Below are 24,806 nucleotides of genomic sequence, written 5' to 3' on the forward strand. Positions count from 1 at the left end.
TGTTCTGCGAACTCACGTCAGGGCTTGCCAGTAGGTGCCGTCGAGCATTGCCTCGAGGGTCGCGCGGTGCAGGATCATCGAGTCCGTGTCGTCGGGTTGCTCGGCCTGCCCGAAGTGGACGGCGCGAGTCTGGATGCGCAGCATGATGATCGCGTGCTGCAGCGCGGCGTAGCAGGTGTAGAAGTCCAGGTGCTGCGGGGTGTGCCCGGTGCGGGCGGTGTACGCGGCGGCGAGGTCGTCGCGGCGCAGGAAGCCGGGCAGCCCGGGCAGGTTCGCCGCCGCGGCGATGTCCTCGAAGAACCTGTGCAGGAACGTCATCCACGCCAGGTCCATCTCGCGGGCACCGATGGTGGCGAGTTCCCAGTCGAGGACGGCGACGGGCTCGAAGTCGTCGAACAGGATGTTGCCGATGCGGGCGTCGCCCCAGCACACCACGGCCGGGGACGGATCGTCCGGCACGTGTTCGTCGAGCCACGCGAAGGCACGTTCGATGAGCGGCGAGCGCGGCCCGGTCCGTGTGGTCCACTCGTAGTAGGCGCGCTGCCGGTCGATGTGGGCGCGCACCGCCGCGGTCGCGTCGGGTGGGGTGTCGAGATCGGCGATGCCGGGATCGACTGCGTCGAGCGGTAATTCGTGGATACGGGCGAGAATGCCGACCGCGGCGTCCTGCATCGCGGCTCGCTGCGCGTCGTCGGCTTCGGTGACCCACGAACCGAAGTTGTAGGGCATGACGTCCGGTGGGACGACACCGTCGATGCGGGACATGACGAAGAACGGGGCGCCGAGCGGACCGGCGTCGGGTTCGGACCACAGGACCGCCGGAACCGGCACGTCGGTGTGCTCGGCGACGGCGCGCATGATCCGGAACTGGGAGTCGAGGTCGTAGGTGGGGAACACGGGCACGGCGGTCGCCGCGGGCGCGATGCGCGCCACGAGCCGGTGGGTGCGGCCGTCCCAGGTCGCGTCGAACAGCAGGGTTTCGCTGGACATCCCGGTCGCGTCGGGGGAGTGCACGTTGTCCACCCGGGGATCCGGAACCCGTTCGGCGAGCCACCGCTGCAGGTCGGCGCGGATCTGTTCGGGGTCGCGACGGGAATCGTGGGGGCGGGCGACTTCGGCGTGGTGTGCGGTGTCCTCCGGATCGATGATCACCCGCGACTCCTCCCGTGTTCTCGTGCTGTGACCTCGAACACTAGAACACGTTTCATCTTTACGGAAGGGAGCTCCCGGTATCGGGGATCAGCCCGGATGCTGCTCGAACCACTCGAGCATCATCTGCCAGGCCTCGGCCGCGGCGGCCGGGTCGTACCGCGGCCCGGTGTCGTTGAAGAACGCGTGGTCGGCGCCGGCGAACGTCACCACCTCGTGCGTGAGCCCGGCCCGCTCGAGCGCCGCGGTCGCGGCATCGCGGGTCGCGTCGACCCGCTGGTCCTTCTCCGCGTAGATCGCCAGCACCGCCGCCCGCGACCCGGAGAAGTCCGCTCCCTCGGGCAGCGGCCCGTAGAACGGGACCGCGTTGGCCAGGCGCGGTTCGCCGGAGGCGAGCAGCAGCCAGGTCATGCCCCCGCCGAAACAGAAGCCGACCGCCTCGATCGGCAGGCCGGGGAGCCGTCGGGACAGTTCGTCGACCCCCTCCTTCATGTCCGCGGTGAACCGCTCCGTCGGCACGTTGCTCAGCGCCGCGGTCGCCGCGGCCGGATCGGCGAACGACGCCGTGCCACCCTCCTCGGACAGCAGGTCGATCGCCAGCGCCGAATAGCCGGCACCGGCGAAGCGCCCGGCGACCGAGCGGATGTGATCGTTGAGTCCCTTGTTCTCGTGAATCACCAGGACGCCGCCGCGCGGGTCGGTGGCGCCGGCCCAGGCACCCTGCAGGGTGCGGCCGTCCGGGCCCGGGAAGGTGACCTCCTCGGTCGGGACGGCCTCGGCGGCCCCCGGTGGCGGTGATGCCGGAGTCTCGGGCGCGGGGCTCGCCGGCGTCGGCTCGTCCTCCCGCGCGCACGCGGCGAGCAGCGACGACGCGGCGGCCAGACCGATGCCGAGCAGGCCCAGCCGGCGCAGTGCCTCTCGGCGCGTGAGCAGGCCGTCGGCGTGATCGACGGCGATCTCCTCGGCGATGTAACGCTGGAACGGTGTCATCTCTGCCCCCGCCCGGGTTGCGACCTTCCGAGAAGTATTTCGCATCCGGACGGCGGTCAGGGCTCGATTGCGAGCACTCCGGCACCGGTGAGTGTGCCGAGTGGGCCGAGTTCGGCCGGCACGATCCGCAGATCCCGGAGGAAGGACAATCGGCCGTAGCGCGCGGCCGCCGCCAGCATCGGACGCCACAGCGGCGGTCCGGCCTGCGCGAATCCGCCCCCGACGACCACCAGGCCGACGTCGGTCAGGGCCGCCGCCGACGCGAGGATCTGGCCGAGCGCGGTACCCGCCCGTTCGAGTGCCGTGGCCGCCGTCCGGTTCCCGGCGGCTGCGTCCGCGCACAACGCCATCGCGTCGTCGCCGGCCCAGCCGTGGCTGCGCGCCCAGCGCACGGTCGCCGGGCCGCTCGCGACGGTCTCGATGCAGCCGGTCGCGCCGCACGCGCACTGGTCGACGCCGTATGCCGAGGTCATGTGCCCGATGTGGCCCGCATTGCCGGAACGGCCCGGGGCGATCCGGCCGTTCAGCACGAGGCCGCCGCCGATGCCGGTCGACAGGACCACGCTCAGCAGATCCGCGGTGCCGCGGCCCGCGCCGTGCCGGTGCTCGGCGAGCGCGGCGGCCGCGCCGTCCCCGACGAGCCGGATCCGCGCGGCCGGGAACAGCGTCTGCACCGCGTCGACCAGCGCGAACCCGGTCGCCCATTCGGCGATGTTGACGGGTGCGACCGTGCCTGCGGTGGTGTCGATCGGGCCTGCGCTCGCGATCCCGACAGTCGTGATCGCCCGGTCGCCCGCGGCGTGCCGCAGCAACGTGGCCGCGGCGTCCCACACGCCCGTCGTAGGGGTGGGGACGCTCAGCGGAGCGAGCGGGATGCCGTTGTCGCCGACGGTGGATGCTGCGAGTTTGGTGCCGCCGACGTCGAAAGCGAGTGCGGTCATGGCGCATGACAGTAGCGCGTGGAGCTCGCGCGGGCGGACCGTAGATCTCCGCCTCAGGTGCGGCGCAACACCAGCACGAGGTTGCTGACCAGGAACTCCCGGACCACCGGGACCTTCACGAGCCACCACGCCCAGCGCGGGTGGTAGCGGGGGAACGCGGCGAGCAGCTCGCCGTCGCGGGTGTTGCGGGCCCAGCGCAGTCCGTCCGCGCAGCCCACGTCGAACAGCGAGACGCCGTAGCGGTTCTTCGGGTCGCGGCCGTGTTTGCGGGCGTACCGCCGGGCCGCGTATTCGCCGCCGAAGGCGTGCCACGGCCCGGTCTCGTGGCCGCCGAACGGTCCCCACCACAGCGTGTAGGACAGCACCATCAGGCCGCCGGGCTTGGTCACGCGGAGCATTTCGTCGGCCATCACCCAGGGCCGGGGGACGTGCTCGGCGACGTTCGACGAGAAGCACACGTCCACCGAACCGGTCCGCACCGGCAACGCCAGCCCGGATCCGCGGATCGAGCCGCCCACCTGCAGGCCGGCGGCGTGCATCTCCGCCGGATCCGGCTCGATCGGCACGTACCGGGCGCCGACGCCGTCGAACGCCTCGGCGAAGTAGCCGGGTCCGCCGCCGACGTCGACGACGGTGGTGCCGGTCAGGTCGCGGCCGGTCAGGCCGGTGTAGAGGTCGCCGATCAGGTCGACGGTGTCGCGGGCGACCCCGCCGTAGAACACCTCGGGAGCGGTCTGTTCGTACCGGAAGCTCCCGAGCAGGCCGACGGAGCGGCGCAGCGTCGCGCGGCGGGCGAAACGCCCGGCGACGCGGGGCGGGCGAGTGTCGGACACGAGAGGCCAGCTTAATGGGAGCGCAGACGGCCCCGATCACCCCCTGCGGGCGACGAACTCGTTCGCACCGCGTATAAATACATCTTGTGTCTAAGTTGCATTCAGCGGCGGAGCAGGCCTACCGCGAGGTGAAGGAGCGGATCTTGTCCGGCACCCTGCCCGGCGGCGAACTGATCAGCGAAGGCGAGATCGCCGCCGAGATGGGGACCAGCCGGACCCCGGTCCGCGAGGCGTTCCTGCGTCTCGAGACCGAGGGCTGGATGCGGCTGTATCCGAAACGCGGCGCGCTCGTCGTGCCCGTCGCCGACGGCGAAGCCGAACACGTGGTCGCCGCGCGACTGCTCCTCGAAGCGGACGCCGTCCGCGTGGTGGTCGCCGGCCCCGAAAATGCGCGCGCCGAACTGGTCCGCGCTCTGCGCGCCAACCTCGGGGCCCAGCACGATGCCGCGGACTCCGGCGACGTCGCCGCGTTCAGCGGGCTGGACGCGGATTTCCACGGCCTGATCGTCCGGGCCGGGGGAAATCCGCTGCTCGTCGACTTCTACCTGGGACTGCGCGAACGGCAGCGGCGCATGACCGCGCGCTCGCTGATCCGCGATCCCCTGCAACTGAACTCGATCATCGACGAGCACACACGGCTCGCCGACTTCGTCGACGCGGGCGACGCCGAGGGCTTCGCCACCGCCGACGACATCCACATGCGCCGCGTCCACGGACTGCCGCGCGCCACCGGAGGAGATGCACGATGAGCGTCGAGACGGCCACCGTCACCGAAGTCCCGGCGCCCATCCGGCGACGGATCGCGCCCTGGGCGCTGGTCGCGGCCGCCATGTTCGCGGTCGCGTGGGGCGGCAACGAATTCACGCCGCTGCTGGTGATGTACCGGCTCGACCACGGATACTCGCCCGTCGTCGTCGACGTCTTCCTGTTCGCGTACGTGCTCGGCATCGTGCCCGCGCTGCTGCTCGGTGGACCGCTCTCGGACCGGCTCGGCCGCCGCCCGCTCATGCTGCCCGCACCGTTCGTCGCGGCCGCGGGCTCGATCGTGCTCGCGTTCGGCGCGGACAGCGCGCCGCTGCTCGTCGTCGGCCGCATCCTCAGCGGCATCGCGCTCGGGCTGGGCATGGCCGTCGGCGGCAGCTGGGTCAAGGAACTGTCCCAGCAGCCGTGGGACGCGCGGGCCGGTGCCGGCGCGGGCGCCCGCCGCGCGGCGATGAGCCTGACCGCCGGGTTCGCGCTCGGCGCCGGTGTCGCCGGAGTGCTCGCCCAGTGGGCGCCGTGGCCGAGCGGCCTCGCCTACGCCACGCACCTCGTGATCACGCTCGGCGCCGGTCTCGCGGTCGCGACGGCTCCCGAAACCCGTGCCGCCACCCCGGTCGACGAACGGCGGCCGCTGGTCGAGGACCTGAAGATCCCGGCCGCCGCGCACCGGCGGTTCCGGACGGTGATCGCCCCGGTCGCGCCGTGGGTGTTCGGGGCCGCGAGCTGCGCCTACGCGGTGATGCCGGCGCTGATGACGGAGCATTCCGGCGGAAAACCGGTCGCCTTCTCGGCGTTGCTGTGCGTCGTCGCGCTCGGATGCGGTTTCGGGATCCAGGCGCTGGGCCGGCGCATCGACACCCCGCGCAGCGCCCGCGCGCTCGTCGTCGCGCTGATCGTCCTGGTCGCCGGGATGGTGGCCGGCGCGGTCGCTGCGGACCGGCTGACCGTGCCCTTCGCGCTCGCGGGAGCCGCGGTCCTGGGCTGCGGCTACGGACTGGCACTGGTGTCGGGCCTGCAGGAGATCCAGCGCATCGCCGGTCCCGACGACCTCGCCGGGCTGACCGCGGTGTTCTACTCGCTGACCTACCTCGGTTTCGCGGTGCCCGCGGTCCTCGCGGTCGTCGTGCAGACCGTGCCCGGCGTCGGCTATCCGGTGCTGTTCCTGGCGGGTGCGGCCGTCGCCGCGGCTACCCTGATCCTGGTGCTCGGCAACAGCCGCACGGACCTGCCCGGCAACGGCAGCGAACCCGAGCCGTCGGACTCGGCTGCGACCGCGGCCTGACGGTACCCGGCAGTAACCCCCGCCGGTTCCGGAGCGATCCCACCGTTAGTGTGTTCCCCGATACAGTCGCAGCACGCATGTTCGCCCGGGTCGCGGGCGAACCGGAATCCGAGGGGGGTCGCCACGTGCGGGAGGTTCTGCTGCTCTGCTGGCGTGACAGCGGGCACCCGCAGGGAGGTGGCAGTGAGCGCTACCTCGAACAGGTCGGCGCCCAGCTCGCGGCCCGCGGCGTCGCCGTCACGTTCCGCACCGCCGCCTACCCGGGCGCCCCGAAACGCGAAGTCGTCGACGGCATCACCATCAGCCGCGGCGGCGGCCGCCTCACCGTCTATCCGCGGGCGCTCGCGGCGATCGCCGCCGGTCGCCTCGGCTTCGGTCCGCTGCGGGGCCTGCGCCCCGACGCGGTGATCGACACCCAGAACGGCATCCCCTTCTTCGCCGGGCTCGTCGCCGGCGCACCATCCACGGTGCTGGTGCACCACTGTCACCGCGAACAGTGGCCGGTCGCGGGACGGGTGATGGCCCGCATCGGCTGGTGGATCGAATCGACCCTCTCGCCGCGCGTGCACCGCCGCGACCAGTACCTGACCGTGTCGCTGCCGTCCGCCGACGAACTGCGTGCCCTCGGGGTCGAGCACGACCGCATCGCCGTCGTGCGCAACGGCATCGACCCGATCCCCGACACCGTCGAACCCGGCGACGACCACACCCGCACCGCCCACCCGAGCGTGTGCGTGCTGTCCCGGCTGGTGCCGCACAAGCAGATCGAGGACGCCCTCGCCGCGGTCGCCGCGCTGCGCGGCGATGTGCCCGGCCTGCACCTGGATGTGATCGGCGGCGGCTGGTGGGAACAGAACCTGCGTGACGCCGCCGCCGACCTCGGCATCACCGACGCCGTCACCTTCCACGGGCACGTCTCCGAGGAGCGCAAGCACGAACTGCTCGCCCGTGCCTGGGTGCACGTGATGCCGTCCCGCAAGGAGGGGTGGGGGCTCGCCGTCGTCGAAGCCGCCCAGCACGGCGTGCCGACGATCGGCTACCGCAGTTCGAAGGGCCTGACCGACTCGGTGATCGACGGGGTCACCGGTCTGCTCGTCGATTCCGCGACCGAACTCACCGAGGCGGTCGCCGAACTGCTCGGCGACGCCGACCGTCGCCGCGACCTCGGTCGCAAGGCCCGCGTCCGCGCCGGCGAATTCTCTTGGGCGGCAACCGGCGAGGGGGTGCTCGACGTGCTCACCGCGACCGCGGAAGGTCGCCGGGTCTCAGGCCTGTTCCCGCGCAGCGCCGGTCTGCCGACGCATCCGGATCGCGAGCGCGCCGGCAGCGCCGCCGGCCGGTAGCAGCGCCCACAGCACGTGCGCGGCGACCGCCGCGCCCCGATCGCCGGGCTGCGCACTCGCACCGGGCACCCGGTACAGGCTCAGGTCGGGGTCGTCGTGGACGAGTTCCAGCGCGTCCAGGGTGCGCTGCGATGCGCCGAGCTCTCCCGGCGTGCCGTGTTCGACGAGCACCCAGCCGACGCCGAGGGCGGCCAGCTCGTCCGGGTGCGCACCGGCCAGCAGCAGTGCTTCGACGTCGGCGGCGCGGCGGCCCTCCCCGGCGACCGTGCCGCCCGCGACGACGAGCTGCCCGGTCTGCAGCACGTCCGCGCGCAGCATCCGCGGCGCCGGATCCAGCACGGCCGCACGGCCACTGAACCCGAACCGCCGGAACATTCCCGCCGGGAGCACCGCGACGTCCCCCTCGTCGGCGGTCACGATCCCGGCGACCTGCTGCCACCCTGCCGGGTACTGCACGGGCCGCACCCGGCCGCCGACACCCCACACCAGATCGGGGGTGGCAACCAGCACGACGAGAACCGCCACGGTCGCCCACACCGTGTCGCGGCCACCGAACCGGTCCCGCAGCCACCCGACACCCGCACCGGCCGCCAGCGCGTACAGCGGCAACGCCAGCGCCACCCACTTCTGGGTGTCGCGCAGCAGGCCGGCACCGGGCACGTGCAGCATCGACCATTCACCGGCCTGCAGCCCCACCGGAGTCGCCGCGAGCGCCGGGGCCAGCACCGCGACCGCGGCGAGCAGCGCCAGCGTCACCGTGACCGGCTCCCGGCGCCGCCACAGCGCCGGCAGCCCGCACGCGACCACCAGCAACAGTGCCGCGGTCCCGACGAACGCCCACGGGGTCGTCCGGGAACCGGGCACCGCGTCCGCGTTCCAGATCCCGCCCAGGCCCGCGAGGGACCCGAGCGTGCCGAGCCACGGTTCGGCGCGCGCCGCGAACGCCGCGACCCCGGCGGGGTCAGCGCCGGACCCGCCACCCGAGACCGCCGTCGCGACCAGCCACGGCGCCGAGGCGACGACGCTCAGCGCCGCCCCGCCCGCGATCCGCGGCCCGCGCGCGGGGGTGCCACCCGGCGCCGCGAGCACGGCCAGCGCCGTGATCGCCGCGAGAACCGCCCCGGTCGGGGTCAGACCCGCCGCCGCGAGCCACGCCCCGAGAACCCACCACCCCCGGCGCAGTCCGCCACGCACCGCGACGGTCGCGCACACGACCCAGGGCAGCGCCGCGTACCCCACCAGCAGGCTCCAGTGGCCCTGCAGCAGCCGTTCGGCGACGTACGGGTTCCACACCGCCACCGTCGCCGCCACCAGTTGCGCGGGCAGGCCGGCCGCCCGGTCCGGCAGCACCGTCACCACCAGCCGTGCCGCGCCCCAGCCCGCCGCCCACAGCGCCGCCACGAGCAGTGCCGTCACCGCGATCCCGCCGTCGACGACGACGGTCACGGCCGCGAGCAGCGCGTCCTGCGGCACCGCGCGGGCCGCGGCGTCGGTGATGCCCAGGGCCGAATCCGTCGGGAACGAACGCGGCGTGCTCACCGCGTCGCGCAGCAACAGATAGCCGGGGGAGAACAGCAGCGGGCCGAGCACCGCGACCGCCAGCGCGAGGCTGTAGACGACCGGCACGACGGAACGCAACGACACCGGCCTGACCATGCGCGCAGAATACGGGCCGGTGCAGGTGTAAGGATGGGCGGATGCCGCGACCTCAGACGCCGCGTCCCGCGCCCACCGGATCCGCCGTCGCCGGAATGACGATGGTGACCGCCGGTGCGATGACCGCCAGCCTGGCGTCCTACCTGCTGCACCTGCCCGCGAGCCGCTGGCTGGGCCCGGCCGGCTACGGCGAATTCGCCAGCCTGCTCGCCGCCCAGCTCGTCCTCGCGGTGCCCGCGCTCGCCCTGCAGACGGTGGTCGCGCGGGAAACCGTGCACGGCAGCGGCATCGACGAACTGCGTCGCCTCGGCTACCGGTGCGCCGCGCTCGCGGCGGGCATCGCGGCCGTGCTGGTGCCGGTGGTCGCGTGGGCGCTCGACACCAGTGTGGCCGGGGCGTTCGGGTCCCTCGTGACCGCACCCCTGCTGGTTCTCCTCGCCGCCGAACAGGGCCTGCTGCAGGGACGCGGCCGGTTCGCGGCGCTCAGCGTCGTCCTGGCCGCGGCGGGCATCGCGAAGGTCGCGCCCGCGGTCGCGGTGCTCGCCGCCGGGGGCGGTCCGGGGGCGGCGCTGCTGGCCGGGGCGGTGGGCACCGGGATCGTCGCCGCCGGGGCCGCGGTGATCGTGGGTCGTGGTGGCACCGAGCCGATCCCGGACGCCCCGCGCGCCCCCGGGATCGCCTCGGTCCTGCGCGCCTCCCAGGTGCAGCTCGCGCTGATCGCGATGACCTCGCTGGATCTGCTGCTCGCCCGCATGGTGCTCGACGCCGACGCCGCCGGTCTGTACGCGCTGGGCGCGGTCGCGACGAAGGTCGCGTTCTGGCTGCCGCAGGCCGTCGGTGTGGTGCTGTATCCGCAGATGGCCAACCCGACCCGGTCCGGGGAGGCGGTCCGGTCCGCATTGACGGTGATCGTCGGGATCGGGGCGGTGGTCGTCGCGGGCGCCGCGCTGTGTGCCCCGCTCGTGCCGCTGCTCGTCGGCGACGCCTACGCCCCGGTGCAGTCGCTGCTGTGGGTGTTCGCGCTGCAGGGCGCGTGCCTCGCCGTCCTGCAGGCCGGTCTGCTGTCGGCGATCGCGAGCGAACGCACCCGTCTGGCGGGAGTCGCGTGGCTCGGCCTGGTCGTCGAGGCGGTGCTCATGACCACCGTGGCGTCCACGGTGCAGCAGTTCGTCGCCGTGGCGGTCGGGGTCGCGGCGGTCACCGCCGCGGTGGTCGCGGTGCTCGCCGTGCGCGCGGCCGGACCAGCCGTCCGGAAGAAGTCCTGAACACCTCGGCTGCGGCCCAACTGAAGAACTCGCGCGCCGGAACGGCAGCCGCACACGTGAATTCCGCATGCGCCTGTCCGTTCGCCGCGCGGCCGATTCGACGCTGATACGCGCGAACGCCCGGCCGGGAATCCCGGCCGGGCGTTCGCGTGAGCTCTCGACGGTTACTGCTCCGACGGCGGCTTGCGCAGATCCGTCTTCGGGATCTCCTGCGTCGCGTCGGTGGTCCAGTCCCGCTGCGGCGGGTTCTGTCCCGCGTCGGTGCGCGGGATGACCTGGGTGTCGTCGTTGGTCAGGTCCCGCTGGGTCGGAGCGGCGTGCGCCGGGCCGGACGGGGTGGTCGTGGCCGGGCCGGCCGGAGCCGGGCCGCCGGCAGCGGCGGCCGGGGTGCCGCCCTTGCCGCCGCGCACACCGAGCACGATGCCCGCGATCAGCGAGATGGCACCGAGGATGCCGAGGATGATCGGGACGGTGCGGCCGAACGTCGACAGCTGGTCCTGGCCGTCCTTGGCCTGTCCGACCTGGTACTCGATGGTGTCCTGGTCGAACGGCAGCGAGACCTTCAGGACCGTCACCTCGGGCTTGTCGGCCTCACGGGCGTAGTACTGGTACTGCTGCTCCTGGCCCTTGATGACGACGCCGGTGATCGGATCGACCCACAGGTCACGGACGTTGGTGTACCAGCGGACCATCGTGACCGGCGCATCGCCGCCCTCGACGCCCCACGTGGAGGCCGGCAGGCTCAGCTTGTACGACGGGTTCGACGGATCGGCCTTCGACAGGTCGACCGGATCGATCGTGTGCTGGAAGTGGTAGACCTTGACGCCGCTGATCTCTTCCTCGCCCTTGTACTCGATCTCGTAGTTCTCACGGGCGTTCAGATCGAAATAGGGGTAGTTCTTCTGCTCCACGTCGAACGGGAACTTGTACTGCAGGCCGTCACGGTTGTCGATCTCCGTGGGCGGCGCGGTCGCCGAGGTCTGGATGGTGCTCACACGATCCGGGTACTCCTCCGCCGAGACCGGCATCGAGGTGACACGGTCGACGGTCACCCGGTCCACGGTCGCGGACACCAGGCCGGTGTCTCCCTGCATGTCCAGGCGACGCACCGTCTGGCCGGCCTGCAGCGTCATGATGTCGGCGTTCGAGGGGTCCTCGACCGTGACGAAGCGCTGCGCGACGATCGGGACGTTCGTGTCGACCTGCGCCTTACCGGAGAGCAGCGCCCTGGAATTGAGGATGTCGCCGGTACCCTCGGCCACAGTGGTGACCTCGAGATCGAGCGGCGTCTTCTTCAGCTTGCCCACTGTGTAGGTCGGCACCAGCAGCGCGATCGCCAAGAGGAACGTCCCCAGGCCCACCAACACCAGCGCAAGTTTCCGGCCCGAGCCCGATCGCTCAGCCATGCTGTCTCTCCTCACTCAACGGTTGTCATCGAGTACCCCCACCGGCAGCAGGGCTGCACGGATCGTCTGGTGTACGACAATGCGGACACCACGTGAGCCCAGACACTAACAGCCGACAGTGGTTGTGCGTACGTTCGGATCGCGGAAGAACCCGGACTTCCGGGACAGTACGCATCCCGGGCACACTGGTCGGCGATGACCAATCGACCCGATGCCGGTGCCTCACCTCGTGGCGCGACCGGCTTCCTGCCGGCCCTCGAGGGCATGCGCGGCTTCGCCGCCGTGGGTGTTCTCATCACCCATGTGGCGTTCCAGACCGGTGCCGTGCACGATCCGGTGATCGGCCGGGTGTGGGGCCGTTTCGATCTCGCGGTCGCCCTGTTCTTCGCGTTGTCCGGTTTCCTGCTGTGGCGGCCGCACGCCGCGGCGGCCCGCGGATACGGTGTCGCGCAGCCGACGGGCCGTTATCTCGCCTCCCGGGCCGTGCGCATCCTGCCCGCCTACTGGACCGTCGTGTGCCTGGTACTGCTGTTGCTGCCGGGGGCGGGCGGCGGCTGGCGGGTGTGGGTGGCGAACCTGACGCTGGTGCAGGTGTTCGTGCCGCTGACGCTCACCGAGGGCCTCACCCAGATGTGGAGCCTGTCCGTCGAGGTCGCGTTCTATCTGGTGCTGCCGCTGCTGGCGCTGGCGCTGTGCCGGCTGCGCGGGGACGCCGCGCGGTTCCGCATCCCGGTGATCCTCGCGGCGTGCGCGCTGAGCTTGGTGTGGGTGTGGCTGCCGGTGGCCACCCCCGAGCACATCCATCACGACAACTGGCTTCCCGGTTACCTGCCGTGGTTCGGGGCCGGCATGCTGCTCGCCGAACTGGCCACCGTCGGCGGGACGTGGATGCATCGTCTCGCGGCGCGGCGCGGGCTGATGGCGGCGATCGCGATCGGCGCGTTCGCGCTCGCGACCACCCCGCTGGGCGGGCCGGAAGGACTCACGGACCTCGAGCCGTGGCAGTACAACGGAAAGATCCTGCTCGGCGCCGTGATGAGCGCGGCGCTGCTCGCCCCCTTGACCCTCGCGCCGCGCAGCGACCACCGCATCCTGGCGTCGCCCACCGCGCTGGCCGTCGGCCGCTGGTCGTACGGCATCTTCATCTGGCATCTCGCGGTGCTGTCGATCGTGTTCCCGGTGTTCGGCATCCTGCCGTTCCACGGCCACTTCTGGTTCGTGCTCGCGGTCACCGTCGTCCTGAGCATCGCGGTCGCGTCCGTGAGCTACGCGCTCGTCGAGGAACCCGTCCGCCGCGAATTCCACCGCAGGACGCGGGCGAAGCGCGGCGACAGCGGCACGGTGGCCAGGCCCAGCGCGACCAGCCCGACGGCCGCCGCGAACTGAATCAGGAACGAGTGGCCGACGTAACCGCCCGGCGCCCGCCACGGGCCCGTCGACAGCATCGCCATCGCGATCATCGTCGCCGCACCGGTCGTCCCCACCAGGATCCGTGAGGCGGCGGTTTCGCCCCGGCGCGCGATGATCACGCCGATCGACACGGCACCGGCCACCGCGACACCCGCCCCGACCGCACCCGCCGCCACCGTCGCGACCGCGACGACCCCGGCGAATCCGACGAGGGTGCTGCCCCACGGCCTCGGAGCGGGACCGGGCAGTTCCCGCTCGCGCCGCCGCCGCGGCCACCACGCCGCCGCGAACAGCGGGATCAGCAGCAGCAGTCCACCGAAGATCCCGGCGCGGTACCAGCGGTCCGTCGCGAACGCGAGGGTGACGGTGCCGCCGGTTCCGGCCGGCACGATCCAGCCCTGCTGCCAGCCGTCCACCACGACCGGGGTCAGCTCGCTGCCGTCCGGTGCGGTCGCGACCCAGCCGACGTTGGTGCTCTCCGGCACCACCACGATCCGTTCGGTGCCGGCGACCGGGACGTCGAGTTCGCGAAGATCCTCGGTCCACGTGCCGGTGGCGAGTTCGACCGGTGCGGGCACGGGCGGCAGCGCCCCCGGGACGGGCAGGCCCACGCTCGACACGACGAACGCGGCGCCCGGGCTGATGTCGAGGTGCACCCGGCCCGCGGGCAGCGCGACCGTGCCGGTGTCGCACAGGGTCGCGGGGATCTCCTCCCCGGAGGCGAGGGCGGCGACCGTCGTCGTCACCGACGTGCGGTAGGAGCGGCCCGCGACGGTCACGACCGGGCCGCTGTCGCAGCCGACGGTGACGGTCCGGTCGGCGGCCGGGTCCTGCGCCCCCAGCGGGCCGTCCTGCCCGAGGACGGTGATCTCGGCGAGGCCGGGCGGGGTGAGCTTCGCGAACCCGAGGATCGTGCGGTCCAGGACGTCGGGCCAGGCGACGAGACTGACCACGATCCGGTCCGTGACGTGCGGTTCCAGATCCACCCGGGCCGAGCGGACGTCGTCTCCGAGGTCGATGTCGCGCACCTGCGGCCCGTTGCCGAGATTGACCGCGATCCGGGTCGGTGCCACCGGTAGCGCACCGAGGCTCGCGGCCACGTCGAGTCCGGTCACGAGTTCCGGCGACGGCAGTTGCAGGGTCAGGGTCGGGCGCGGTGCGCCGGGTTCGAGGGCGGATTCCGGCGCGGCCCAGGAGGTGCGCGGATCCCCGTCGGTCGCGGCGAACGCGGAGCCGGACAGGTCCGCGACGTCGGCGGGACCGGTCGCGGTGACCCGATCCGGCTGCGCCGCGAGCGCCTCCACCGCGGGACCGGGACGGGTCCGCACCCGCACCTGCGGCGCGACCTCGGTTTCCGCCGGCACCGACAGCGAACGGGTGAACGTGTTCGGTTCCTCCGGGGCCGTCGCCAGCCCGCGGGCGCACCGCACCCGGTCGGGGGTGTCGACGCAGCTGCCGCGGCCCGGGAACTCCTGGCTCAGCTGCCAGCCGAGCACGTCCGCGCCGTCCGGGACCGGCGGCAGTACGATGCGCCGGCGGATGTCGATGCGCCGCGGGTTCTCGCGGTCGGTGAAGTCGTCCACCGCGACCTCGGTGATGCCGAACTGGCTCCCGGCGGTGCCGTCCTCGGTGTGGGTGGCGGTGATGCGGATCCACGTCGTGGTCCCCAGCGGCAACGCGATCGTCTGCTCGCGGCCGGGTTTCTCGATCCGGACGGCGGTGGTGCCGCGGTCGGTTTCCAGCTCCAGCCACTTGACGGGCGAGCCGAGCGCGCCCGGGCTCGTCGTCAGGTGCAGCATGCCGGCCTCGATCGGGGTGTCGAGGTCGAGCTGCAACCACTGTCCGACCGCGGATTCGAGGCCGTTGCTGTGCCAACCGGTGGTGGGGTCACCGTCGACGACGGCGGCCGGTCCGCTGCCCGGTGAGGTGCCACCGAGCTGCGTGGCGTCGGACGCGGCGCTGGAGACCCCGATGCGCGCGCCTTCCCATTCGGCGCGGACGAGGTCGGTGTCGGCGACCGGATAGTCCGGCACCAGGTTGTGGGTGCGTCGGGGATCGTCGGCTGCCCGGATCGTCGACGAGTGGTAGTCCACCTGCCCGTAGTCCGTTTCGCGGTCGGTGGGCGTGTCGGTGACGACCACCCCGTCGACGGGCAGCCCGGCGCGCTGCGTGTCCGCGGCCAGCAGCACCGGGCCGGGCAGCGGCGGTTCGCCGCCGGCGAGTTGCAGCGGCGATTCGGGGCCGCCCTGGACCCGCGGAACCGACGCGGCGTCGACGACATACGGGCCGACGGGCGAAGAGCCCGGCACATCGACGCGGTAGATCTCGATCGCCGGATAGGCGGGCTGCAGATCCGCGTCCGCGACGAAGTCCTCACCGAGCTCGCGGCGGATGTCCGGGCCGAACTCGGCGACCCGCACCAGGCCGGGGGAGCCGTCGAGGGCGCGGTGGACCAGTGCGCTGCGCGCGGCCGGGGACGTGTCGGGATCCAGATCGTTGCGGACGACCACGTAGCCGATGCCCTGGCCGCGCAGCGTGGCGGCGAGCCCGTCGGAGGGCCGGCCGTCGGCGATGAGCCGCTGCACCGAGTCGAGGGCGCGGATCGCGCCGGGCGGCACCAGCGGCACCGCGTCGCGGGACACCCACGGTGATTCGGCCAGGGCCTGGATCGGTTCGTCGCGGGTCAGACCCCAGATCTGGCTGCCGAACGGGGCGCCCGGCACGATCAGGGCGCGTTCGCCGCGGTCGGAGGTGTTCTCGCCGAGCCACGCCGCGGTCTCGTGCCAGTAGCCGGGGACCTCGTCGTAGGCGCCGCGCGGCGCGAGCTTGCCGGTCCACGCCAGGGAGGTCGCGAGGGTCGCGGCGACCAGGATCAGGGTGGTGAACGCGACCATCGGGTCCCGTTCGGGATGCGCGAAGGCGACGCGGGCGCGTCCCCACGGCACCGACCCGGGCAGCGGCACCCGCCGCAGCAGGTGGGCCAGGCCCAGGACCAGCGGCAGCCGCACCAGCGGTTCGAGTTTGTGGACGTTGCGCAGCGCCGCCCCGCCGGAGTCGAGGAACAGGCGCACCTGCTCGGCGAACGGGGAACCGAGCTCACCGACATAACCCGCGCCGAGCCCGGCCACCCCGACGAACAGGATCAGCGTCAGCCGGCCGCGTGCCGGCATCGAGCGCATCGCCAGACCGGCCATGCCCGCGGCGGCGAGGAGACCGGTCACGAGGACCGCGGCCGGCTGCGTCACGAGCACCGCCCCGGCGATGCGTTCGGGGGAGACGAACGGTGTCCAGCTGTCGGTGCCGCGCAGGATCTCCGCCAGCGACGCCCACTCGGTGGTGACACCGGACGATTCGATGTAGTCGAGGAAGGGCGGACTGACCCTGCCGAGCAGCAGCAGCGGCACCATCCACCACAGCACCGCGAGAATGCAGCACGGGATCCACCGGATCGTGAAGTGCCACCACGCCCGCCCGGGCCGGTGCGCGAGCCACCACAGGCCGGCGACGAGGCAGGCCGCGGCGGTCGCGACCGCGTTGATCGCACCCATCAGCGCCACCGCGACCGCGGACTGCGCGGCCAGCTGCAGGGCCGAACGCCCGGAATCGCCGCGCGCGTACCGGACCACGGGCAGCAGCACCCACGGCGCCAGCATCATCGGCAGGGTTTCCGACGAGATCGACCCGAGGGTCGTCAGGACCCGCGGGGACAGCGCGAACACCACGGCGGCGAGCACCCGGGAACTGCGGCTGCCGATGCCCAGTGCTTCGGCGAGCCGCACGATGCCCCAGAATCCGGCGATCAGCAGCAGCGCCCACCAGATCCGCTGGGTGATCCACGGAGGCACGTGCAGGATCTGCCCGGCCGCGAAGAACGTGCCGTGCGGGAAGAAGTAGCCGTACGCCTGGTTCTGGACCTGCCCGAGCGGGGCGATGCTGCTCCACTGGTGGGATGCGCGGGCCAGGAACCCCAGCGGATTCTGCGTCAGGTCGTACTTGGTGTCGGCCACGATGAGGCCGGGGACCTGCGCGAACGCAAGTACGAACGCCACCGCGGCGGCCGCGTACAACCACCGACGTGACAAGGGTTCGGCGGACGGCCCCGGATCGTGCGGGGCCGTCACGCCGGAGGAAGTGCGTGAACTCGCAGCGTTGCCGGCGCCGTCAGCGGCTGCCGTACTCAACCTGGTTCAGGAGGGAGGAATCGGCGTTGCCGCTGCGGTCGATCTCCGGGCGGGTGTTGTCCTGCACCGCGGCGGTCACACCGAATACCGCTGCAGCACCGAGAACGGCGCCGATCACAGCGCTGCCCAGGCCGGGTCCAAGGAACTTCGCCATGCCCATCTCCCCATCGTCAAAACGTCGGCGCGGGACGTCCCCGCGCCGTTTTCGCACCGCGTCAAGGTATCACCCGTGTCACACGGTGTGCCCCCACTGTGTGTCTCTGTCCGTGTGCCACGACGGTGTGCCCGGAATCAGAGGCCGAGCGTGCCGAGCAGTGTCCGCAGCTTCGCGGTCGTCTCGTCGAGTTCGGCGTCGGGGTCGGAATCGGCGACGATCCCGCCGCCCGCCCACGCGAGGGCACGCAGCCCGTCGGAGCTGATCTCCGCGCAGCGGATCGCGACCAGCCAATCGCCGTCCCCGGCGGCGTCGCACCAGCCGACGGCACCGCCGTAGAAGCGGCGATCACCCTCGACGGCCCGGATCGTGGCGAGCGCCGCCTCGGTGGGGGTGCCCGCGACCGCGGGTGTCGGATGCAGCACCGTCGCGAGGGTCAGGGCGTCGGTGGCCGGGTCGCGCAATGTCCCGGTGATCGGGGTCGCCAGATGCCACACGTCGGGGGTGCTCGTCAGCACCGGGGTCTCGCGGATATCCAGCTCGGTGCACAGTGGACCGAGACGGTCGCGGATCCACGCGGTGACGTAGGCGTGCTCGGCGAGGTTCTTCGCGGACGCGAGGAGGTCGCGACCGGCCGCCTCGTCGTCGGCGGGGTCGGCGCAGCGCGCGGCGGTCCCGGCGAGCGGCCGGCACGTGACGGTGCTGCCGCGCCGGCTCACCAGAACTTCCGGGGTCGCGCCGACGAGGGTGTGCCCCCAGTAGCGTTCGCCGGCGGCACTGAGGTCCACGGCGTAGGTCGCGGCCGTCGGGTGACGGGCGACCATGCGCGCGGCGACGGCGAGGGCGTCGAGCGGCTCGTCCGCGTCGAGCGCGACCGACCGTGCGGCGACCACCTTGCCGAACTCGCCGAGTTCGAGCCGTTCGATCAGTGCCCGTACCCGCGCGACGTGGATGCGCGGGGGCGGGTTCTGCGCGGCGACCCGCACCGGCGGCAGTGCGTCGAGGTCGTCGGGTGGGGTCCACGGCCCGTCGGTGACGGTGCTCTCCTCGGGCTGCATCAGCGCCGGCGGGCGCTCCGGGTCGAAGGGCAGGGCCCCGACGATCAGATCGGCCTCGTCGCGTCGCAGTGCCCGTGACGCCTCGGCGGCGGTGTCGTACAGGCGTCTGATTCCGGTGGTGCGGAGGGTGCGCTCCGGGCGCGAGAGAAGGAAGCCGTCCATGATCGCTCGACGATATCGCCCGGCGGCGACGGCGGTGCGCCTAGCGTCCCGGCGGCACGATCAGCACCGGCCGGTGGCTGTGGCGCAGCACGTGGTCGGCGACGGAGGACTGCAGCAGGGACCGCAGCCCGGTGGTGCCGCGGGTTCCGGTGACGATGATGTCGACGTCGAGTTCGTCGGCGGCCTCGATGATCGAGGTCCACACCGCGTTGACGATCTCGACGGTGCGGCCCTCCGCCTGAAGGCCCGCCGCGCGCGCCAGTTCGAGGCCTTCGGAGTTGGTGACCTTGGCGTCGGTGAGCGCCACGTCCTCGCTGTCCTCGTCGGGAACCCATTCGGGTTGCATCACCCCGGAGAGCCCGGACATCCGTGCGGCCTGGCGCACCATCGGTTCCCACGCGGTGACGACGACGGCGCGGCAGGACTCGAGGAAGCGGCCCGCGTATTCGACGGCGCGCTTGGAGTTTTCGGAACCGTCGTAGGCAATGAGGATCAGATCTGCGGGCATCGCACACCCCTTGGGTCGAAACCGGCTGCTCGGGGTGCACATTACCGTTACCGGCGGGCTGTGGGAGCCGACTGTGCGATGGTCGGCTACCGTCGATGTCCATGCGTATCCGTCACAGCCTCGTCGCCGTGCTCGCCGCCGCGACCGCGGTCGCCGGCTGCGGCGGGAACGACTCGCCGGACGTCTCGTCGACCGCCGCAACCGAGTCCGTGTCCGAGACATCGGCGGCTCCCACGACCACGACCACGACGACCGAGCCCGTGGCAGCACCGGCACCCACACCGGTGTGCGGCGACGATCTGCTCGCGTCGCTGTCGTTGCGGCAGAAACTCGCGCAGCTGCTCAATGTCGGGGTGACCGGCACCGACGACGCGCTGGCGATCGTGCAGTCCGAGCAGATCGGCGGCATCTTCATCGGCAGCTGGACCGACGTGTCGATGCTGTCGAACCGGGAGATCCCCGCGGTCGCCGCACAGAGCTCCCTGCCGCTGATGGTGACGATCGACGAGGAGGGCGGCCGCGTCTCGCGGGTCGGTGAGCTGCTCGGGGAGGATCCGTCGGCGCGGGTCACGGCGCAGACGATGAGCGTCGAGGAAACCTACACGATGGCGCTCGAGCGCGGCCGCGAACTGCGGGAGCTGGGCATCACCGTGGATTTCGCGCCGGATGTCGACGTGACCGACCGGGCCGACGACGACGTGATCGGCGACCGTTCCTACTCCGACGATCCGCAGGTCGTCGTGCAGTACGCCGACGCGTACGCGCGGGGGTTGCGCGATGCGGGAATTCTCCCGGTGCTCAAGCACTTTCCGGGTCACGGCTCGGCGTCGGGTGATTCGCACACGGGCGCGGTGGTCGCCCCGCCGCTCGCTCAGCTGCAGCGGATCGACCTCGTGCCCTATCGCGAACTCGTCACGTCCGGGGTCGCCGTGATGATCGGCCATCTCGACGTGCCGGGGCTGACCGACGGGCGGCCGGCGAGCATCAGCCCCGCGGCGGTGCGGTTGCTGCGCGACGGTGCCGGGTACGGGGCACCGCCGTTCGACGGGGTGATCTTCACCGACGATCTGTCCGGGATGCGCGCGATCACCGACAGTTACGGCATCGCCGAGGCCGTGGAGGCGGCGTTGATCGCCGGTGTCGACCAGGCGTTGTGGCTGACCACCGATCAGGTGCCCGAGGTTCTCGATCGTCTCGAGCAGTCCGTGCGGTCGGGCGCGTTGCCGGCCGCGCAGGTGGACGACGCGGTGCGCACGGTCGCGCGGGCCAAGGGTGCGCTCGACTGCTGATTTTCCGGGATTCCGAAATCCGGAGAACCCACCCGCGCTCCTTACCCTAGGGTAAGGAGCGAGACCCGAGCAGTATGGAGGAGACATGGCCGGCGGTACCAAGCGACTGCCTCGCGCGGTGCGGGAACAGCAGATGCTCGATGCCGCCGTGGAGGTGTTCTCCGAGAAGGGTTTCCACGAGACGTCGATGGACGCGATCGCGGCGCGCGCCTCGATCTCGAAGCCGATGCTGTATCTGTACTACGGCTCGAAGGACGAACTGTTTGCCGCGTGCATCGGCCGGGAGGGGCAGCGATTCGTCGAAGCCCTGGCACCGGCGGGCGATCCCAACCTGCCGCCGCGCGCGCAACTGCGGGTCGCGCTCGAGTCGTTCCTCGGATTCGTCGACGAACATCGGCACTCGTGGATGGTGCTCTACCGTCAGGCCCTCGCCCAGCAGGCCTTCGCGAACCAGGTGCGCAGCAGCCGCGACCGGCTCATCGAACTGACCGCGCACCTGCTCGAATCGAGCACGCGCGACCCGGAACCGGACATGGACTTCACCATCATGGCGGTCGCACTGGTCGGCGCGGGTGAGGCGGTCGCCGACCGCATCGCCGGCGGCGAGATCGACGTCGCCAAGGCCGCCGATCTGCTCGAGAACCTCGCGTGGCGTGGCCTCGCCGGCCGCCGACGCACCGATACGCCCGGCTGACCCCCGAATACGGATCGGGTGGACCGGGACGCCCCCATCGCGCCCCGGACCACCCGAAGTCGTTGTGCCGTCCCGTCTCAGCGCAGCGTGGCGCTCAGATGCGGGTACTGCTTCTCCGGATGCCGCAGGGACAGATCCCAGCCGTCCGCGACCTGCTGCGCGTACAGGTTCACCGTCGCCGGCAGCAGCACCGGCTTCCCGAACCGCACCGAGTACGTGACCTTGTCCGGGACGCGTCCCTCGACGGCCCGCAGCGCCGCTGCGGCACTCCACATGCCGTGCGCGATGGTGCGCGGGAAGCCGAATGCCTTGGCGCCCAAGGTCGAGACGTGGATCGGATTGCGGTCGCCGGAGACGGCCGCGTAGCGGTCGATCGTCTTGCGGTCGACCCGCAGGGTCGACGTCGGCACGGGCGGGATCACCTGGGGTTCCGGTTCCGGCTTCGGGGCGCCGGACAGCGACGTGCGCTGCTGGTGCAGGAACGTCGAGGTCTGCCGCCAGACCGGTTCACGGCCCACGGAGATCTCGGTGACGACGTCCACGAGCATGCCCTTGCGGTGCTCGCGCAGGTCTTCCGCGTGTACCCGGATGTCCAGCGGCTCGGTGACCGAGATCGGCCGGAACTGTTCGATCACGTTCTCCGCGTGCACCGATCCCATGGCGGCGAACGGAAAGCCTTTGGACACCATCAGTTTCATCACGACGGGGAACGCGAGCGTGAACGGGTAGGTCATCGGCAGGGTGTCGCCGAAGCGCAGACCGCACACCTTCGCGTACTCGGCGAGGTTGTCCTGATCGACGCGTACGCCGCGCAGCAGGAGCGTGTCGTCCGGCAGCGACGTGCCGGACGCGCCGATCACCGGCAGCGCCGAGACCACGGCGCGGGAGTAGACGTCGAGGATCGACGGCACCGAGTCGAGTTCGATGACGGCCATCTACGCCCCCAGCATGGACTGGCCGCACACGCGCACGACCTGGCCGGTGACAGCGCTCGACGCCGGGTTCGCGAACCACGCGACGGTCTCGGCGACGTCGACGGTCTCGCCGCCCTGATTCAGCGAGCTGATCAGGCGGCCGCCCTCGCGGGTCGCGAGCGGGATCGCGGCGGTCATCGCGGTCTCGATGAAGCCGGGTGCGACGGCGTTGATGGTGATGTTCTTCTCGGCCAGCACGGGCGCGGTGGCCTGCACGAGGCCGATGACGCCGGCCTTGGATGCGCCGTAGTTGGTCTGGCCGCGGTTGCCGGCGATGCCGGCGATCGACGACACGTCGATCACGCGGCCGCCGTCCTTCAGTGCGCCCTTCGCGACGAGTACGTCGGTGATCTTCTGCGGGGCGATGAGGTTGACCGCCATCACGGAGTTCCAGCGGCCTTCGTCCATGTTGGCGAGCAGCTTGTCGCGGGTGATGCCGGCGTTGTGCACGATGATGTCGGCGCCGCCGTGGCGTTCGAGCAGGTGCGCGGCGAGTTTGTCGCCGGCGTCGGCGGCGGTGACGTCGAGAGCGAGCGACGTGCCGCCGACCTTGTTGGCGGTCTGCGACAGCGCGTCGCCCGCTGCGGGGACGTCCGCGGCGACGACGGTCGCGCCGTCGCGGGCGAGGACCTCGGCGATGGTCGCGCCGATACCGCGGGCCGCGCCGGTCACGACCGCGACTTTCCCGGCGAGCGGCCTGTCCCACGACTCGGGTGCGGTGGCCTCGCCGTCGCCGATGCGCACGACCTGGCCGTCGACGAACGCGGACTTGGCCGAGAGCAGGAACCGCAGGGTGGATTCGACACCGGACAGTCCGGCGGGCGCCTGCGGCGAGACGTACACGAGCTGGACGGTCGCGCCGCGACGCAGTTCCTTGCCGACGCTGCGGGTGAAGCCCTCGAGGGCGCGCTGGGCGATGCGCTCGTCGACCGAGCCGGTTTCCTCCGGCGTGGTGCCGAGGACGACGACGCGGCCGCTCGGGCCCAGGCCCTTGATGGCGGGCTGGAAGAACGTGAACAACTGCTCGAGCCCGGCGGCGTCGGTGATGCCGGTCGCGTCGAACACGAGGGCACCGAAGTTCTTCTCGGAGGGCTCGGCGAAGACGTAGTCGCTCAGCAGGGCGCGGATCGGCTCGACGAGGCGGCCGTTGCCGCCGAGCAGCACCGGACCGGCGAGCGGGGGCTCACCCGGCTGGTAGCGGCGGAGCTTCTCCGGCTGGGGCAATCCGAACTGCTTGGCGAGGAAAGCACCGGGTGCGGAGGTGATGAACTGGGCGTAGAGCTTGGGTGCGCCCTTGGTTTCGGCCACGATTCCACCTTCTCTGGTTCGGAGGTCATGCGGTGTCGACAATAACTTACTCGTGAGTAAGAATAGTATCCAGAGTTCGCATCCATCAGAACACCGGGAGACGACACGTGACCACAAAAGCCCGTTCCAGCTCTTCGCGCTCGTCGCGCCGCGTTGCGATCCTCGGCGGAAACCGCATCCCGTTCGCCCGGTCCGACCGCAAGTACGCCCGCGCCTCGAACCAGGACATGTTCACCGCGACCCTCGACGGTCTGGTCAGCCGCTTCAACCTGCAGGGTGAGCAGCTCGGCGCCGTCGTCGGCGGCGCGGTCCTCAAACACAGCCGTGACTTCAACCTGATCCGCGAATGCGTGCTCGGCAGCCCGCTGAGCCCCTACACACCCGCGTGGGACCTGCAGCAGGCCTGCGGCACCGGCCTGCAGTCGATCATCGCCGTCGGCGACGCCATCGCCGCGGGCCGGATCGAGTCGGGCATCGGCGGCGGCGTCGACACCACCTCCGACGCGCCCATCGGTGTCGACAACGACCTGCGCGAGTTCCTGCTGTCGCTCAACCGCGCGCGTTCGACCGGTGACCGCCTCAAGCTGCTCGGCCACGTGCGCCCGTCGATGCTGGGCATCGAGATCCCCCGCAACGGCGAACCCCGCACCGGCCTGTCGATGGGCGAACACGCCGCGATCACCGCCAAGGGATTCGGCATCGCCCGCGCCGACCAGGACGAACTCGCCGCCGCGAGCCACCGCAACATGGCCGCCGCCTACGACCGCGGGTTCTTCGACGACCTCGTCACCCCGTTCCTCGGCCTGACCCGCGACGACAACCTCCGCCCCGATTCGTCGGTCGAGAAGCTGTCGACGCTGAAGCCGGTGTTCGGCACGAAACTCGGCGACGCCACCATGACGGCCGGCAACTCCACTCCGCTGACCGACGGCGCATCCGCGGCCCTGCTGTCCAGCGAGGAGTGGGCGGCCGCCCGCAGCCTGCCCGTCCTCGCGTATCTCGTGGACTCCGAGACCGCCGCGGTCGACTACGTCCACGGCGGCGACGGTCTGCTGATGGCCCCGACCTACGCGATCCCGCGCCTGCTCAAGCGCAACGGCCTGACCCTGCAGGACTTCGATTTCTACGAGATCCACGAGGCGTTCGCGTCCGTCGTGCTCGCGACGCTGCAGGCCTTCGAGTCGGAGGAGTACTGCAAGGGCCGGCTCGGCCTCGACGCACCGCTCGGCTCGATCGACCGCAGCAAGCTCAACGTCAACGGATCGTCCCTGGCGGCCGGGCATCCGTTCGCCGCGACCGGTGGCCGGATCGTCGCGTCGCTCGCCAAGATGCTGCACGAGAAGAAGGCCGAAACCGGCAAGCCCGCACGCGGCCTGATCTCCATCTGCGCGGCCGGGGGACAGGGCGTCACCGCGATCCTCGAGGCCTGAGAAGACCGCAC

The 24,806-nt window shown here is 71.9% G+C and carries 19 protein-coding genes and 1 pseudogene; 8 read left to right on the forward strand and 12 right to left on the reverse strand.

Annotated elements, in window-relative coordinates; genetic code table 11:
* Positions 1-12: 12 nt before the first annotated feature.
* From ACWDTS_RS13100 to ACWDTS_RS13115, 4 genes are all read right to left on the reverse strand, one after another.
* The gene (locus ACWDTS_RS13100; RefSeq protein ID WP_450108334.1) at positions 13-1,152 is read right to left on the reverse strand and encodes a phosphotransferase family protein; all 1,140 of its coding nucleotides are present in this window, start codon (positions 1,150-1,152) and stop codon (positions 13-15) included.
* Positions 1,153-1,239: 87 nt separating this feature from the next.
* On the reverse strand, positions 1,240-2,139 hold the full coding sequence (locus tag ACWDTS_RS13105) for a dienelactone hydrolase family protein (protein WP_197253444.1): 900 nt from the start codon (positions 2,137-2,139) through the stop codon (positions 1,240-1,242).
* 56 nt (positions 2,140-2,195) lie between these two features.
* Positions 2,196-3,080, reverse strand: coding sequence for an ROK family protein (locus ACWDTS_RS13110; protein WP_197253443.1), 885 nt, complete (start codon positions 3,078-3,080; stop codon positions 2,196-2,198).
* Between the two features lie 53 nt (positions 3,081-3,133).
* Positions 3,134-3,913 carry a class I SAM-dependent methyltransferase gene (locus tag ACWDTS_RS13115; RefSeq protein ID WP_197253441.1) on the reverse strand — a complete coding sequence of 260 codons (780 nt, stop codon included), beginning with the start codon at positions 3,911-3,913 and terminating at the stop codon, positions 3,134-3,136.
* 86 nt (positions 3,914-3,999) lie between these two features.
* Between ACWDTS_RS13115 and ACWDTS_RS13120 the strand changes: the two genes are divergently transcribed.
* The 3 genes from ACWDTS_RS13120 (at position 4,000) to ACWDTS_RS13130 (ending at position 7,300) form a co-directional block, all read left to right on the forward strand.
* Positions 4,000-4,662, forward strand: a complete 663-nt coding sequence (locus ACWDTS_RS13120; RefSeq protein WP_248675477.1) for a GntR family transcriptional regulator — start codon at positions 4,000-4,002, stop codon at positions 4,660-4,662.
* Positions 4,659-5,957, forward strand: coding sequence for an MFS transporter (locus tag ACWDTS_RS13125; protein ID WP_450108335.1), 1,299 nt, complete (start codon positions 4,659-4,661; stop codon positions 5,955-5,957). The genes ACWDTS_RS13120 and ACWDTS_RS13125 overlap by 4 nt, the downstream gene beginning before the upstream one ends.
* Before the next feature lie 125 nt (positions 5,958-6,082).
* On the forward strand, positions 6,083-7,300 hold the full coding sequence (locus tag ACWDTS_RS13130; protein ID WP_450118316.1) for a glycosyltransferase family 4 protein: 1,218 nt from the start codon (positions 6,083-6,085) through the stop codon (positions 7,298-7,300).
* On the opposite strand, the gene ACWDTS_RS13135 is transcribed toward ACWDTS_RS13130, so the two are convergent.
* Positions 7,223-8,956: a hypothetical protein gene (locus ACWDTS_RS13135; RefSeq protein WP_450118298.1), complete on the reverse strand. Its 1,734-nt coding sequence runs from the start codon at positions 8,954-8,956 to the stop codon at positions 7,223-7,225. The two genes, ACWDTS_RS13130 and ACWDTS_RS13135, sit on opposite strands and share 78 nt — an antisense overlap.
* 41 nt (positions 8,957-8,997) lie before the next feature.
* On the opposite strand from ACWDTS_RS13135, the gene ACWDTS_RS13140 reads away from it, so the two are divergent.
* A complete protein-coding gene (locus tag ACWDTS_RS13140) occupies positions 8,998-10,221 on the forward strand; it encodes a polysaccharide biosynthesis protein (protein ID WP_450118299.1) in 1,224 nt (407 codons plus the stop codon).
* A gap of 164 nt (positions 10,222-10,385) precedes the next feature.
* Here ACWDTS_RS13140 and ACWDTS_RS13145 read toward each other — a convergent pair whose 3' ends face one another.
* Entirely contained in the window at positions 10,386-11,627 is a 1,242-nt protein-coding gene (locus tag ACWDTS_RS13145) for a DUF3068 domain-containing protein (protein ID WP_450118300.1), read from the reverse strand.
* Positions 11,628-11,891: 264 nt separating this feature from the next.
* Between ACWDTS_RS13145 and ACWDTS_RS13150 the strand changes: the two are divergent.
* Positions 11,892-12,821 (forward strand): annotated as a pseudogene (locus ACWDTS_RS13150) (acyltransferase family protein); the annotation flags it as partial.
* A gap of 71 nt (positions 12,822-12,892) precedes the next feature.
* On the opposite strand, the gene ACWDTS_RS13155 reads toward ACWDTS_RS13150, so the two are convergent.
* From ACWDTS_RS13155 to ACWDTS_RS13170, 4 genes are all read right to left on the reverse strand, one after another.
* Positions 12,893-17,158 (reverse strand): alpha-(1->3)-arabinofuranosyltransferase domain-containing protein, encoded by a 4,266-nt coding sequence (locus tag ACWDTS_RS13155; RefSeq protein WP_450118301.1) that lies wholly within the window; start codon positions 17,156-17,158, stop codon positions 12,893-12,895.
* A 40-nt stretch (positions 17,159-17,198) separates the two neighbouring features.
* Positions 17,199-17,372 carry a DUF2613 domain-containing protein gene (locus ACWDTS_RS13160; protein WP_072812050.1) on the reverse strand — a complete coding sequence of 58 codons (174 nt, stop codon included), beginning with the start codon at positions 17,370-17,372 and terminating at the stop codon, positions 17,199-17,201.
* A 137-nt stretch (positions 17,373-17,509) separates the two neighbouring features.
* The gene (locus ACWDTS_RS13165) at positions 17,510-18,592 is read right to left on the reverse strand and encodes an isochorismate synthase (protein WP_248673678.1); all 1,083 of its coding nucleotides are present in this window, start codon (positions 18,590-18,592) and stop codon (positions 17,510-17,512) included.
* Between the two features lie 40 nt (positions 18,593-18,632).
* Positions 18,633-19,100, reverse strand: coding sequence for a universal stress protein (locus tag ACWDTS_RS13170; RefSeq protein WP_197253982.1), 468 nt, complete (start codon positions 19,098-19,100; stop codon positions 18,633-18,635).
* Between the two features lie 101 nt (positions 19,101-19,201).
* On the opposite strand from ACWDTS_RS13170, the gene ACWDTS_RS13175 reads away from it, so the two are divergent.
* Both ACWDTS_RS13175 and ACWDTS_RS13180 read left to right on the forward strand, forming a co-directional pair.
* Positions 19,202-20,389: a glycoside hydrolase family 3 N-terminal domain-containing protein gene (locus tag ACWDTS_RS13175; protein ID WP_450118302.1), complete on the forward strand. Its 1,188-nt coding sequence runs from the start codon at positions 19,202-19,204 to the stop codon at positions 20,387-20,389.
* 85 nt (positions 20,390-20,474) lie between these two features.
* Positions 20,475-21,083, forward strand: coding sequence for a TetR/AcrR family transcriptional regulator (locus ACWDTS_RS13180; RefSeq protein ID WP_197253978.1), 609 nt, complete (start codon positions 20,475-20,477; stop codon positions 21,081-21,083).
* 77 nt (positions 21,084-21,160) lie between these two features.
* Here the strand turns inward: ACWDTS_RS13180 and ACWDTS_RS13185 are convergent, their stop codons facing one another.
* Both ACWDTS_RS13185 and ACWDTS_RS13190 read right to left on the reverse strand, forming a co-directional pair.
* On the reverse strand, positions 21,161-22,018 hold the full coding sequence (locus tag ACWDTS_RS13185) for a MaoC/PaaZ C-terminal domain-containing protein (RefSeq protein ID WP_450108340.1): 858 nt from the start codon (positions 22,016-22,018) through the stop codon (positions 21,161-21,163).
* On the reverse strand, positions 22,019-23,365 hold the full coding sequence (locus tag ACWDTS_RS13190) for a 3-oxoacyl-ACP reductase (RefSeq protein ID WP_450108341.1): 1,347 nt from the start codon (positions 23,363-23,365) through the stop codon (positions 22,019-22,021). It abuts the gene before it with no gap.
* 107 nt (positions 23,366-23,472) lie between these two features.
* On the opposite strand from ACWDTS_RS13190, the gene ACWDTS_RS13195 reads away from it, so the two are divergent.
* Positions 23,473-24,795, forward strand: coding sequence for an acetyl-CoA C-acetyltransferase (locus ACWDTS_RS13195; RefSeq protein WP_450118303.1), 1,323 nt, complete (start codon positions 23,473-23,475; stop codon positions 24,793-24,795).
* The last annotated feature ends 11 nt before the right edge of the window (positions 24,796-24,806 follow it).

Source organism: Rhodococcus sp. NPDC003383 (assembly GCF_053589115.1).